Below are 15,280 nucleotides of genomic sequence, written 5' to 3' on the forward strand. Positions count from 1 at the left end.
AATTATTGATATGTCCTCCATTACTGAACATCTAGTAATGGAGGACATGTTACATAATCTCTGCCTTTTCTTTTGCTTTGGAAAAAGAAAATAGCCCTTCGTTACCAGTGACTGGAGAACTGAAAGGCCATTCCATCATATTCTTTATTCTTTTGGGATGAGCCCGACAGAACTACTCGTCTGGCTATCTACCTATATTAAAGGGATAAAGATATATATCGTCAAATTCGAATAAATGATAATATAGCTTTCAATAGATTTTTTTATAATTATGAGCAGCACTTAGGTGCCGCCTTTTTTTGTTATTTATTATTTTTTGATGATGAAACAGTTTTCTTATGTTTACAATAATAGCCTTATAAATTATAATTAAAAATGTTTAATTATAATTTATAGTGTGAATAAGAGAGGGTTATTATGAAACGCATGTGTAAAGCGAATTTATCCTTAGCGATTGCCCTGACGATTGCTAGCTCTGTAGTGCCGTATGTAATGGCAGAATATCCTGTTGTTAGTGCTGTTAAAGGTGAAACTTTAAACTTGGGAAAGGTACAAGGGACACTGTTTGGAATTGATGCAGATAATAAGAGTACTATTAATGCAGATTATGTATCTGGTAGACTAATGGATGGACGAAAGACTATCATTACTAGTCAAAATGGAAGTACTGTGAATATTAAAAATGGCGATCTTCAAGTTGGTCGTGACAGTAATCCACTTGTTATTGCTAAAGGCGGTACTGTAAATCTCGGCGTAGATGGTAATAAGGGTAATTTTACTGGCCATGATATGTCCATTGAAGGCGATGTACGTATCGATGGTAGCAATACACATCCATCTGAAATTAATATCGGTGTAGATAGTGATGAAGTACTATGGACTGGCTTTGCTCTCAACTTAGCAGATAAGAATGCAAAACAGCCAAACCATATCAATGTATTTCTTGGTGATCGTGGTTATTGGGACCATATGTATCAAGGCGGTTTGAATGGTACTAGTTATAGCACAATGACAACTCCAAGCCGTGTACATCGTTTGGTCGGTTCAAAAAATCGTAATTTTGAATCCATAGTAACTCAAAGTGAGCATAATGAAATTCACATTGATAAATTAGAAGGCCATGTAAATTTTGTGTATGATCCAAATGGTGAGTATGATGATAAAGAGGATCCAAGTTATAAAGAGCGTGAAAATATTGTAAATGGATTGACTCCAGAATCATTCTGGGGTGGTGATGTTCATATTACAAGTGCGGCACCTAATTCCGGTGCTCATATGTACACGAGTCGTAAGGGCTTAGACTTGTCTACTGAGGACAATGTAAATAAAGTTTTGGATAATTTGGCGCATAAGGTGTACTACCATAATTATGTAAATGGTGAAAGAAATCTTCAAGGCACGGTTGCTATTGCTTCTGAAGGTGCTGAATCTGCGCGTTTTAAAGTATTAAACGAAGGTTATGCTAAGGAAGGTGCTGTTACGTGGCAGGCCGATAAAAATGGTCAGGGTAAATATGAGTATGGTAAGGTGCAACCGACTCCGAAGCCTGAGGTGAAACCGGCTCCGGTACCAACGCCTAAGCCTGAGGTAAAGCCAGCACCGCAACCGACTCCGAAGCCTGAGGTAAAACCGGCTCCAGTTCCAACGCCTAAGCCGGAAGTGAAACCAACACCGCAACCAACTCCGAAGCCTGAGGTAAAACCGGCTCCGGTTCCAACACCTAAGCCGGAAGTGAAACCAGCACCGCAACCGACTCCGAAGCCTGAGGTAAAACCGGCTCCGGTTCCAACACCTAAGCCGGAAGTGAAACCAACACCGCAACCGACTCCAAAAACTGAGGAAAAACAAGTACCAGCTCTTGAGCAGAATCCTCAGATGAATGTCAATATGGGTGCCTTTGATACGCCACATATGCGTGGTACTCGTTCCGCCATCATGAGTAATATTAATGGTTGGAGAACGTTGACAGATAATATGTATCGTTCACGCGTATTACAACAAGGTGAACCAACAGGTATTTGGGCTCGCGTTGGTGGAGGTAAATACAACTTTAATGGAAGCGGAATCGATACAGATACAACATACACGCGTATCCAAGGTGGTTACGATGCTAAAACTGGTAGCGGTTGGACCGTAGGTGGTCAAGTTTCTTATCTTCGTGGTAACGATGATTACGTTTTCAACGGCTCTGGTAAGGAAAAAGCCTTTGCTGTTGGTGCGTATGGTTTGAAAAATCTTGGTAACAACCAATATATCCATATTGAGTCCCAAGTAGGTCGTGCATCTAACGATTTCACTGTTCGTAATGAGATTGGTGAAAAATTTTCTGGTGAGACTAAAGCTAATGCGTATACAATTGGTGCACGCTATGGTAAAACCGTGAAACTTTCTAATGGTACATATATCGAGCCACAAGCACAATTGAGCTATACTCACTTTGGTGGTGATAGCTTCAATGCTGGCAGTATGAAAGTAGATCAGTCTGGTGTGAGCAGTACAGTAGGCGGTCTTGGCCTTGAAATCGGTAAACATTTCGGCGCAGGTAATCTATATACTCGTCTTGGTGTTAACCATGCATTCTCTGGTACAGTAAAAACTACATATACTAGTGGTGCTACTACTAAATACACTTCCGAGGACATTAAAGGCACTTGGACAGATTTAGCCTTTGGAGGTCGCTACGGTTTTAATGCAAATAACAGCATCTTTGCTGATATTAGTACAGGTCTATCTGGTGATTATAAGGCCGGTTGGTCTGTAAATGCAGGATTTACACATAAATTTTAAGCGAATTATTAATAGATAGGAGCGATTTTAGTACATCGATAATTGCATGACAGGTAAAGTCGTCTATTGATTCATTCATATATTTCTTTAAAACGTTTCTTATTGTATCGAGCATTAGTTCGACTTATAATAGGATTAGGATAGCCAACGAGGTTGGGCCTCTCTTCGTTAATGAAGGGAGGGGTGTCTATGAGTGATTATGAGTTAATCATGCTAATTCTAGAGGTAATAACTGTAGTTATTGCCTTTGGTGCACTTGTGGCTCTTATTTGTCTTGGAAAAGACAAATAGCCCTTCGTTACCAGTAACTGGATAACTGAAAGGCCATTTCATCAATTATTTATAGTTCTGAGATGAGCCTAACGGAACCACTCGCTTGGCTATCTACCTATATTATAGGGATAAAAATATATATCGTCAAATTGAGATGAAATACATTATTATAATAACTACATATAAATAATCATAAAAGCTGTACATACATAGATTAGATTGAATGGATTTGATGTCAAAACGAATGTAACATCAAAGGTGGTTCAAAAATTGATTATGTATGTACAGCTTTTTTGTGTTTTGGTTTTAGTGTGTTTGTGTGAAAGTAGTTATAGGACTACTATAAAGTGATCTTATTATTTTTCAAGTTTGTCTACCAAGCGTTTTACTGTTTCTTGTAGATCTTTATTTTGTGTTTCTAATGCTTGTACGCGTTGTTCTAGTGCGTTATAAGAGGCAGGGGACATAGCAGTAGATAAAGATTTTCCTGGTCTATAGGTGATGCCTACATTGGCCATAACGTGATTGTTCATCGTAAACCCTGTGGTGAGTAAAAGATTATCTTTGTGATAATAGCCTATACCTAAAGCTACTGCATTTGCATTTTTATAATGACCGTAGCCCGCCATGTATTGAACGCGATTATCTGGATCATATGGTAATGGATGTAATGCAGCTAATGCAGCGGCACGAGCATCACCTTTATTGGATTCCGATTCAACACGTTGTACCTCTTGAGATACATGTTGTACAGACTTTTCAATGGTGCTAATAGAATTATTAAGCTGTTGACTTGTACTTTTACCAAGGGTATCAATCATTTGATGAACGCCGTAGAGTTGGGATCCGTTGACCGCATCTGTAGAGGTAGCACTCACGCGACCTGCTGCGAGATTGGTAATCGTCCGTTCCTTGCCCTTAGCCCCTACGGATACTGTTGATACAGGGGCGGTGCCGGCATAGTTGACGGTAGTACCATTTTCAAAGGTATGACTTGCTGTACCGACTACATCGCCGTCAGCGGAATCATTGCCAAGGACAACGCCATTTTTTAGAGAGGTAGTCACATTATTGCCGAGAACAAAGGTGTTCTCTCCAGAAATGTGGTTGTAATTACCTATACTGTAAGAATTGGCTGCATCAATAGCTGTTTTACCGTATTCGCCCTGGCCGAATACACCGGATGCGGTCGCTTTCTCTGATAGTGTATTATAAGAGCCTACAGCCAAACCTTTTGCGGCTTTTACATTCACATAATGCCCTACGGCAAGGTCGAACTGACCGTTTACTGTTGAATTCGAGCCGATGGCTACAGAATTGCTGGCCTTACTGTTAGCACCTTGAAAATTACCAATCCACACGTTTTTATCACCTGCGGAGTTTTCCCCTGATTGAGTCCCCATGACAATGGAGTTCGTCAACTGGCTTGCATTACCTGCGGCGAAACCGACGGTTACGTTAAAATCGCCAGTACTGCCTCGGAAGGACTTCGCCCCAAGGTTGATATTGCCGCCGCCTGATGAGCCGGCCCCAGCAGCTGCACCTAAGGCTATGTTATTACCTTGCGCATTAACATTCTTACCCTTGCCGTTCGCCGCACCGGCATTCTCACCGAGGGTGATGTTGCCGCCTGTTCCTGCGGTGAAAGTTTGACCTTCCTTGCCGATGTTACCGTTGTTATCAACGATATTGACCGGCGCCGCATAAACTGAGGCGGACAAAGCTACCATTACAACACTTGCTAATACAAAACGTTTCTTACTCATCGTATACACTCCTTTGTGTACAAACAAACTTTCACAAAACTTTCATAAAAAGACTTACATGGCTACTATAATACCAAAAAGGTATATTGTAAATAGAATATTCACATAATTCCAATAAATATACAATATATTCTATAGGTATTTATAGTTAATAAGAAACCTTTGACACATAATTATAAAGTTTAAATATTTATTTATTCTATAAATTGTATTCTAGCATTTTATATGTATACATTGCATTCTATATGCATTGACAAGCCTCTATATATTTATATAAAATAGAAATAATTTCATGTTTTGTTCATGATAAAATCATGAGTCATCGGCGTGTGTAATCGTGTGTAATGACGTATTAAGTACATAATTAAGTAAATAATTATGTGCGTAATGAAAAGTGTGTTTGTATGTAAGAGTGTGTAATGAAATATATAATCGTGTTGATGGGTGCCCTTTATATGTTTGTCATGCCTGTATCGGGGGAGCAGGTAAATAAAGCAGAGCAGCCTATACAGGGGACTACGGTAAAACAAGTTCATAGTGAAAGTAAGACCGTATTATCTGACGACTTAGATACCTTCCATGTTAATTCGTCCCATACGCCGGACCATGTTATCGGTCAGGGCGGATTGGAGATGCCGGACTCCACAGATAAAAAGACGACTCGTTATTCCGATACGGATGCAGTCAATTCTGCGTTGCAGGCGGTGGTCATGACGGGTGTTCATTCCGCAATGCACGGATCGAAGGCGAAGCCCTGGATGCAGAGAACTGTCGTATCATTGCGCTTTCAGAAAAACTGGAAGCCCTTGTATGGCGTGGAAACCTTGCAACCACTAGGTCATTATGATGAGACATCTCGCCATGTGTGGTTTACACAGGAGCGTTTGGCGAATGCAGCGGATACAGGAACGACGGCGAATGTGGGCATCGGCTATCGCCGAATCGCAGCGAACGATGAACACTATTACGGTGGTAATCTATTTTATGACCATCGGTTCAGAGGCAATCACGGTCGCATGAGTGTTGGGCTGGAGTATGTGTCGGGGATTGGTGCGTTTCGCATGAACTGGTATCGCGGTGTGTCCAGCGAGCGTTCCTTTGATGGTGCGTCACGCTTGGAAAATGTGTCTAACGGATATACTGCGGAATATGGGACTAGCTTTAAGAATGCTCGTTGGGCGCGCGTGTACATGGAAGCCTATCGTTGGCAGTTGCGGCGTAGTGAGGATAAGCATGGCTTGCGCATCGGTACGGAGTTGCAGCTCACGCCAAGGATTTCCGTGGACATGGGCTATAATAAGCCCGAGCATGAGCACGGCAGTCCGTACGGAAAAATCATGTTCCGTCTAGCCGGTGTCGATACGGCATGGTTTGGTGGTAACCATCGATCGGATACAAAAACATCGGTTCGTGCTAATATGTTGGAAAATGTGCGTCGTCAACATACGGTGCACGTTGATTGATAGATTAGTATATATATATTTATTATTTTGATAAAAGCCGCATAAGAATCTATATTTATTTTTAGATAAAAGCAATAGCTTAATTGTAGAATGAAATTGAACACATAAAAAGTCCATAGTGAACCTTGTGTCATGATTTAAGTGACCAAACATAATCTAACCGAGGTAATCACTATGGGCTATACTAATCATAACACGACATTACGTACAAACAAACACTTAAACCTTGAAGAACGCTTTTATGTAGAAAAGAGAATCGCCGCAGGTGATTCTGTTACCGCTATTGCAACCGTATTAGGACGCTCTAGAACCACTATTTATACAGAACTAAAACGTGGTTCAGTTGTCCAAATTCGACAAGGTAAAGTCTGTATTGTATATGTAGCAGATTCAGGGCAATTAACATATGAACAACAACGTCTTGGCTCATTTAATACAATGAAGTTAGGTTCCATAGAGTCCTTCATACTTTGGGTTGAAGAAAAAGTATTTAAAGAACATTGGTCTTTTGATGCTGTTGTCGGATATGCTAATCGTCAGTGTATATTTGCACGTAATGAAATGGTTTGTACAAAAACTTTATATAACTATCTTCATCAAGGTTTACTTGGGGTAAAAGCCATTGATCTGCCTTTGGTAGTACGTCGTTCTATGAGAAAATCCATTGTCAGAAAACATAAGCGCGAACTGGGGCAATCCATAGAACTTCGTGATGCTACAATTGAAACTCGTAAAGAATTTGGTCATTGGGAATTAGATACTGTTCGTGGAACAAAGGATAAAACAGATAACGTATTAGTGACGTTATTAGAGCATAAGACGACAAGGCCATTTTCTCCGTGGCAGAATGGAAAAGTAGAGCGCAGTCATCGAATTGATGGTGAAAGATTCTATTCTCGTAAGTTTAATAGTATGGAGAGTTTTCTAAAAGCACATAGTCGATATGTTAATAGATATAACAACATTGCACAGAAAGTCTTAAACTTTAAATCACCGAACCAAGTTGTAACAGAGTACTTTATGAATCAAAAGGCATAGGTATTTGTCACAAATGTTTGATTACTCTAAATTAATTGTGAAAACAAGATGAAAAAAGTATTGATTTCGATAAAAAATAATGGTAGTATGAACCTGATTATCATTAGTGTATGTTATAAATGTATAATTAAAAGTTTTTAGTGTGTTTCAAATTATTATGTTGTTAAAATAGGAGTGATGTAATGAATCGAGTCTATAAGGTCGTGTATAATCGCACAAAAGGTCAATATGAAGTAGTGTCAGAATTAGCAAAAAATGGGGGTAAGGCGAATGGCAACCCTCTATTAAAGTCTATTTCGACTTCAGCTAAAGGCTTAAGCAGAGCGTTGTTGGTAGGTATGTTCCTCATGGGAGGAATCTGCGGTGTTCAGGCGGAAACGATTAATGACGGTGATAAAATTGTTGCCGGCCCTAACATTTCTGTAACTAAGGATGCTGCAACTAATACGATTACCGTTGCTGCGACAGGTGTTGCTACTACCGCTGAAATGGCAACAGCTACAACAAATATTACCCAAAATAAGACAGATATTGGGACTAATAAAGCAGCGATCGAAACGAATAAGACAGCTATTGCTGCAAATAAAACTGCGACTGAAACTAATAAGACAGATATCGCTAAAAATAAGGCGGCTATAGATACTAATAAAAATGCTATTGCAGCTAATACCGGTTCTATTAATACTAATAAGACCAATATTCAAGCAAATACTAATAATATCAATACAAATAAGACCAATATTCAAGCAAATACTAATGCTATCAATACAAATAAGACTGCAATTGGAACCAATAAGACAAATATCGATAAAAATAAAGTCGCCATTGATAAATTGGAAGACCTCAATACTAAATTGGGGTTAGTTCCAACTAAACCGGGCATGAAATATTTCAGAGCCAACTCTACAGGTGATGATGCACAGGCACTAGGTGATGATGCAATTGCTGTAGGTGTTAAGTCTTATGCGGGTGCTCAGGATTCATTAGCTATCGGTAATGATGCTCGAGCTTCCGGTACTGCTAGCAGAAGTGTTGCTATAGGTAATAATGCAACTAGCGGGTCCTTTGCGGGCATGACAGCTGATGGCAACAGCTCCGTTGTCGTTCTTGGCGGTGGGCAGTCCAGCGTATCCATTGGTGATAAAGCTAATGCACGTGGCAATACTTCTATCGCTATGGGTAAAAGGGCCACAGTTTACAATGATGGTGCTAATACTCAAATTGTGAGCAATAGCATGGCAATCGGCACCGATGCTAAAACTATTGCATCAAACAATGCCATAGCTATCGGTAACACTACTACTGTTGAAAAGAACAGCAATAGTGCGATTGCTATCGGTGATGGGACAAAAGTTAGAAGTGAAGCCGGTGTTGCTATCGGTAAGGAGACCGTTGCGTCCGGAAAAGATAGCTTATCTTTCGGTACGGAAGCGAAAGCTGGTGATGTAGGCGCAGTTGCGATGGGTAAAAAAGCTTCGGCAGGTCAAGCAGATTCCGTTGCCATTGGTACTGAAGCACTAGCTAATGCAGGTGCAGGTATCGCTATTGGTAATAAGGCTGAATCTACCGCTACAGGCTCTGTTGTTGTCGGTAATAATGCCGGTAAAGGTATGGTTGGTGACTTGTTGGGGGCTAAAGGTTCTCATGTTGTCATCGGTGACAATGCCGGTCATGATATAGATGGTCAACAAAATATCGCTATCGGTTATAAAACTGGCAAAGCCGTTAAAAGTGATCATAATGTGGCTATTGGTTCCGAAGCCGGTACAAATATAGGTTCTACCGGTAATACATCAGAAGGCAAAAACGTATCTATCGGTTATCATGCTAATAAAAATGATGCACCTGTATCTAGAATTCAATCTACTGCTATTGGTAGTGAAACTATAGCGGCTGATGATGCAGTAGCTATCGGCTATCAAGCTAGTGCTAATGATAATGGCGCTACCGCAATCGGTTTTAACGCAAGAGCAACAGGTGCTGCCAGTGTTGCAATCGGTCAAGGTGCTCGCTCTGAAGATGGCAATATCGCTCTTGGGAATAGTTCAGTAGCGACCGCTGCTATGAATACGGGTACCGGATATTTAACCGGTCAAGCAAAACCAAGGAACGTGGTTTCCGTAGGTGACACCGGTGCATTGCGTCGTATCGTAAATGTAGCCGATGGTTCTGCGGATCAAGATGCAGTTACAGTAGCACAATTGAAAAGATCCATTGATGATACAGTGGCTCGTGTAACGAATGCCGGAGCTGGTGGTGCCGGCAATACTGGGATATTCTACGATACCGTAACCACAGGCCCTGCCGATAATAGCATTACTCTTCGCAACACGAGCGGTAAAGGTACTATTGTCCGCAATGTGGCACCAGGTGTATTAGATACCGATGCTACTAACGTAAAACAAGTTAAAGAATTGGTAGATACTTCAAAAACGCATTATTACTCTGTAAAATCATCGAATAATAATAACTTTAACAATGATTTGGCTTCCGGTGTAGATTCCATGGCTGCCGGTGTGAGTATTAAGGCATTAGGCGAACGAAGCGTTGCTATTGGTAATAACAATGAAGCTCAAAGTACGGGCAGTATCACTCTTGGTGTAGGATATTCTGACGGCAATGCTGCAAATGGTCTAAAACAAACACTTGCCGTTACCGGTTATGAATACAACATGGCTATCGGTGCCGGTGCTCAATCCGCAGGTAATAGTTCTATTGCTATGGGTACACTGGCTACATCATCCATTAAAAACAAAGGCGATGCGGTAGATAAAGCGATTGCCATCGGTTATTCCGCAGGCGTATCCGACAGCAAGGCGATTGCTATCGGTAGCGATGCTAAAAGTAATAGTAAGAGTGCGAGTGCATTAGGTGATACAGCACAAGCTTTAGCTAATGATGCTCTTGCTATCGGTACACAAGCACAAGCATCCGGAAGTACATCCGCTGCAATTGGTGCAAGAAGTGCCGTATCCGGTGCCAATACATATGTGGTAGGTAGTGATAACAGCAACAATCCGGCAGGGACTGGAGCTACTATTACAGCTACTAATTCCGGTGTATTCGGTAATCAAAACCGTTTAGAAGGTAATAAAAATAGACTTGTCGGTAATAGTAATACCGTTAAATTGGAATCCATGGCGTTATTGACAACACCTAAGAAAATCGAAGATGTGATGATCACCGGTAATGATAATACTGTTTCCGGTGATCCTGATGCGTCTACTCAAGGCGATGCAGGCAATATCCTCGGTATTTCTGTAACAGGTTCCAAGAATACTATTCAAGCCAAAAACAGTGGCAACAAAGATCTTAAAAATATCGGTATTGTAGGTAATAACAATACCATCGACACATCCAATACAGCACGTAATCTCTCCGATACTCAAATATTGGGTAGCGATGTGACGGCAACATTGGGTAATTCCGTATACTTAGGTAGTAAATCCGCTTATGTAGTAGCCGGTGCCAGTACAAAAGGCATGGATGCATACACAGGTAACGGTACCTATAACTATGCAGGCGGTACACCTGCAGGCGTAGTCACTGTCGGCTCCGTAGGCAAGGAAAGACGAATTCAAAATGTAGCAGCTGGTTTGGTAAGTACCACCAGTACAGATGCTATCAATGGTAGCCAATTGTATAACCATACATTACCATTGCGCTTTGGCTCCGACAATTCTACAATCGGTGCTACTGCGGCGGCTGACAACAATGTGATACACCGTGGTTCCAATCAAGCTATGTCTATCCTTGGTGGTGCGAACGGAAATAATTTAACTGATAATAATATCGGTGTCGTTACAGAAGCCACAAATAATAAGATGACCGTAAAATTGGCGAAGGATCTTAATGGTCTTAATACCGTGAATGCTAATACGGTTAAAACCGGCGATACTACGATGACAACGAATGGTGTGACTATCAACAACGGTCCTAGGATCGTTAAGACCGGCATCGACGCAGGCGGTAAGAAGATTACTAATGTAGCTAATGGTACTGATAACAGTGATGCAGTTAACTTCGGTCAATTAAAATCTCAAAGCGATGCATTGACTGCCAAAGGCTTCGGTATCAAAGCGGAAGACGGCAACAAGGTTCATAAAGCTCTTGGTGAAGATGTTGACGTAATCGGCGATGGCAAAAATATCTCTACAAAGGTAGACGGCACATCCGTTCGTGTCGCTATGAAAGACGATATTACCGTGACTAGCGTAACAGCTCAAGATGGAAATGGTAACAAAACCGTTACTAATGCAAACGGTGTAACGACTGAAGATAATGCTGGAAACAAGACCGTTGTTAATAAAGACGGTATTACCATCAATAAGGTAGACCCAACAGGTAATAAGACCGTATCTTTAACAGGTGATGGCCTAAATAATGGCGGTAACCAAATTAAGAATGTAGCTAAGGGTACAGATTTAACAGATGCTGTCAACCTTGCTCAATTACGTGACGAAATCAGTTCCAATGCGACTAAACTTGTGGACGGTAAAAACACAACCGTTGAAGGCGACGGTTCCGCTAATAATCCGTATAAAGTCAATGTAAGCGACGACTTAGTGCTTGGTAAGAAGGGTGCTGACGGCAAAGACGGCTCTATCGGCGTTAACGGTAAAGACGGCTCCGCTGTAGTAATCAACGGCAAAGACGGCTCCATCGGATTGAACGGCAAGGACGGTGCTAACGGCATCTCCATTAAGGGTGGCGAGGGCAAAGCTGGTGTTGACGGCACTAGCATCACACGCCTCGTTGTGGAAGAAAAGAATGGTACTAAACATGACGTAGCTACATTGGATGACGGCATGAAGTACGGTGGTGACACAGGAAATGTCATCAATAAGAAACTTAATGAACAAGTAAATGTAGTTGGTGGCATTACGGATGAAGGTAAATTGACTACCGATGACAATATCGGTGTTGTATCTGACGGTACTAACAATCTGAAAGTACGGTTAGCTAAAAAACTTACCGGCTTAGAATCCGTTACGACCGGCAATACGACTATAAATACCAATGGTATTACCATCAATAATGGTCCTTCTATGACGACAAATGGTATCAATGCTAACAGCACAAGAATCCAAAACGTTGCCAATGGCACCAGCGATACTGATGCAGTAAATCTCGGCCAATTGAAATCTCAAAGCGATGCATTGATTGCAAAAGGCTTCGGTATCAAAGCGGAAGACGGCAACAAGGTTCATAAACCTCTTGGTGAAGATGTTGATGTGATCGGCGATGGTAAAAATATCTCTACAAAGGTAGACGGCACATCTGTTCGTGTCGCTATGAAAGACGATATTACCGTGACTAGCGTAACAGCTCAAGATGGAAATGGTAACAAAACCGTTACTAATGCAAACGGTGTAACGACTGAAGATAATGCTGGAAACAAGACCGTTGTTAATAAAGACGGTATTACCATCAATAAGGTAGACCCAACAGGTAATAAGACCGTATCCTTAACAGGTGATGGCCTAAATAATGGGGGCAATAAGATTACCAATGTAGCTGACGGTGTTGATGATAAAGATGCAGTTAATAAATCTCAATTGGATAAAGCGACTGCAGCTGCGACTACTACCGTAAGTGCCGGCAATAATATTACTGTTACAAAAACTACAAATCAAAATGGTTCCACGAACTATGAAGTTGCTCTTAAAGATCAAGTGACATTGGGTTCGGATCCTACGAAACAAATTGTGCTTGATGGTACTACAGGTACGATCAAGGCCGGCGATAAGGTTACAATCGATGGCAACAAAGGTAATATTACTGCAGGTAAAGTGGCGATTGATGGTGAAAATGGTATCATCAAGGCCGGAGATAAGGTAACAATTGACGGTAAAGACGGTAAGATTGATGCAGGTAAAATCGCTGTGGACGGTAAAGACGGCTATGTTACCGGATTGGAAAATAAAACATTCGATCCTGCTAATATCGTTAGCGGCCGAGCTGCCACGGAAGATCAATTAAAAGCATCTCATGACTCTTTAAATCAAAAGATTACCAATATGGGTGATGAAATCACGAAGAAAGGCATGGATTTTGCAGGTAATACAGGCGAGTTCCACCGTGATTTAGGTCAAAAGGTTACTATTAAAGGCGAAGGTACCGAAGCGGATGATAAATATTCCGGTGAAAATATCAAAACCGTAGCTGATCAAGCGGGTAACATCACCATCAAGATGGCGAAGAACATCAAAACCGATAGCGTAACTACTGATAAGGTGAAGGTCGGTAAAGATGGTCAAGACGGTGTTTCCATTACAGGTCCTAACGGTGCTGACGGTACAAATGGAAAGGTAGGCATTTCCGGTAAAGACGGTAAAGATGCTGTATCTATGTCCGGTAAAAACGGCATTGGTCATATCGGATTAAACGGTAAAGATGGACGCAGTGCTGATATCACCGTTGAAAAAGGCGATCCTAACCTTGATGATAAAGAAATCACTCGCATCAAGTATAAAGATGAAGATGGTACGACTCATCAAGTGGCAACCAAAGACGACGGCATGAAATACGGTGGTGACAGCGGTAACGTTATCAAGAAGAAGCTTAACACTCAAGTCAATGTTAAGGGTGGCATTTCCGATGAAAGTAAATTAACGGATGAGGCTAATATCGGTGTTGTTTCCGATGGCACAGATACCTTGAAATTGCGCTTGGCAAAAAACTTGCAAGGTCTTAACACTGTAAATGCTAATACAGTCAATGCTACAAACGTTAATGCGACAACAGTAAAAACAGGTGACAGCAGCTTAACTAACAACGGTTTGACTATCGAAAACGGTACAGCCGGCAAGCCTGTTTCTGTTACTAAAGACGGTTTAGACAACGGTGGAAATAAGATTGTAAACGTAGCACCTGGCGAAGTTTCCGCAAACAGCACAGATGCTGTAAACGGCAGCCAATTATATGGTTTAAGTGGTCGCGTTTCTAAATTAGGTACACAAATTAACCGTGTAGGCGCTAGTGCCGCTGCGTTAGCCGGTTTACATCCGCTAGACTTCGATCCTGATGATAAATGGGATTTCGCGGCTTCCTATGGTAATTACAAAGGCACAAATGCCGTTGCTATTGGTGCATACTATCGTCCTAATGAAGACACTATGGTCAGCGTAGGCGGTTCTTTCAGTGGCGGCGAAAACATGCTTAACGTAGGGGTAAGCTGGAAATTTAGTCAAAATAATACGGTATCTCGTTCACGCGTTTCCGTAGCAAAAGACGTGTTGGGCTTGAAACAACAAGTAGAAATGTTGACTAAGAAATTAGAAGCTTATGAATCCGGTCAAGCTCCGGTTCCTGGAAACGGCTCTCGTCATGCCATGGTATTCCCTGATGTTCCTGAAAATCACTGGGCATATCAATATGTTAAGACATTGGGAGAACGTGGATACTTACAAGGTTATCCTGATGGAGAATTCAAAGGCGATCGTACGTTAACACGTTATGAATATGCGGCTATTATCTATAGAGCATTACAAAATGGTGCACCTGCAGATGGAAATATGGCGCGTTCTGTTGATGAATTCGGCTCCGAACTCGAATCTATTAGAAATATCGATAGATTCCGTGTGGATCGTGTGTCCGGCGGCGATAATGATCGCAATAAGGTAGAACGTGTTCGCATCAACGATAAAGACGATGTTGACCAAAATGACTACAGAGATAACTATGGATCTCGCATTGAAAAAACAAAATAATCGATGTATCATAGCATATTATTAGGGAAATGAAATACTATTTCTCACTAAGAAAAAGGAAATGACATAGCATTTCTCATTAAAAAAGAGATGGCTGATCAAAGGAGATTGGCCATCTCTTTTTGTATTCATATGGAAAGTTTATGAAGTAAAATTAATAAATGATATATGTTATATTAGACGTTTTGTCCTCTTTGTTAAAACGGTTTAGCCTATATTTATGAGGTTTTGCAACGAGTTA

Annotated in this window: 5 protein-coding genes; 4 read left to right on the forward strand and 1 reads right to left on the reverse strand. The window is 41.2% G+C overall.

Annotated elements, in window-relative coordinates; genetic code table 11:
• Positions 1-417 precede the first annotated feature (417 nt).
• Positions 418-2,787 carry an autotransporter outer membrane beta-barrel domain-containing protein gene (locus tag DW000_RS04225; protein ID WP_120055250.1) on the forward strand — a complete coding sequence of 790 codons (2,370 nt, stop codon included), beginning with the start codon at positions 418-420 and terminating at the stop codon, positions 2,785-2,787.
• A 629-nt stretch (positions 2,788-3,416) separates the two neighbouring features.
• Here DW000_RS04225 and DW000_RS04230 read toward each other — a convergent pair.
• Positions 3,417-4,826, reverse strand: coding sequence for a YadA-like family protein (locus tag DW000_RS04230; RefSeq protein ID WP_120055252.1), 1,410 nt, complete (start codon positions 4,824-4,826; stop codon positions 3,417-3,419).
• 419 nt (positions 4,827-5,245) lie between these two features.
• Here DW000_RS04230 and DW000_RS04235 point away from each other — a divergent pair, with 419 nt between their 5' ends.
• From DW000_RS04235 to DW000_RS04245, 3 genes are all read left to right on the forward strand, one after another.
• Positions 5,246-6,289, forward strand: a complete 1,044-nt coding sequence (locus DW000_RS04235) for an inverse autotransporter beta domain-containing protein (protein ID WP_120055254.1) — start codon at positions 5,246-5,248, stop codon at positions 6,287-6,289.
• A 174-nt stretch (positions 6,290-6,463) separates the two neighbouring features.
• Positions 6,464-7,327, forward strand: a complete 864-nt coding sequence (locus DW000_RS04240) for an IS30 family transposase (RefSeq protein ID WP_081094609.1) — start codon at positions 6,464-6,466, stop codon at positions 7,325-7,327.
• Between the two features lie 182 nt (positions 7,328-7,509).
• Entirely contained in the window at positions 7,510-15,039 is a 7,530-nt protein-coding gene (locus DW000_RS04245; RefSeq protein ID WP_120055256.1) for an ESPR-type extended signal peptide-containing protein, read from the forward strand.
• The last annotated feature ends 241 nt before the right edge of the window (positions 15,040-15,280 follow it).

It is taken from the genome of Veillonella sp. AF36-20BH (assembly GCF_003602765.1).
Classification (GTDB): domain Bacteria; phylum Bacillota; class Negativicutes; order Veillonellales; family Veillonellaceae; genus Veillonella; species Veillonella hominis.

Excerpts from the sequence above, each read along its gene's own strand:
- DW000_RS04225 (WP_120055250.1), top strand. The coding sequence starts at position 418 with ATGAAACGCATGTGTAAAGCGAATTTATCCTTAGCGATTGCCCTGACG.
- DW000_RS04230 (WP_120055252.1), bottom strand. The coding sequence starts at position 4,826 with ATGAGTAAGAAACGTTTTGTATTAGCAAGTGTTGTAATGGTAGCTTTG.
- DW000_RS04235 (WP_120055254.1), top strand. The coding sequence starts at position 5,246 with ATGAAATATATAATCGTGTTGATGGGTGCCCTTTATATGTTTGTCATG.
- DW000_RS04240 (WP_081094609.1), top strand. The coding sequence starts at position 6,464 with ATGGGCTATACTAATCATAACACGACATTACGTACAAACAAACACTTA.
- DW000_RS04245 (WP_120055256.1), top strand. The coding sequence starts at position 7,510 with ATGAATCGAGTCTATAAGGTCGTGTATAATCGCACAAAAGGTCAATAT.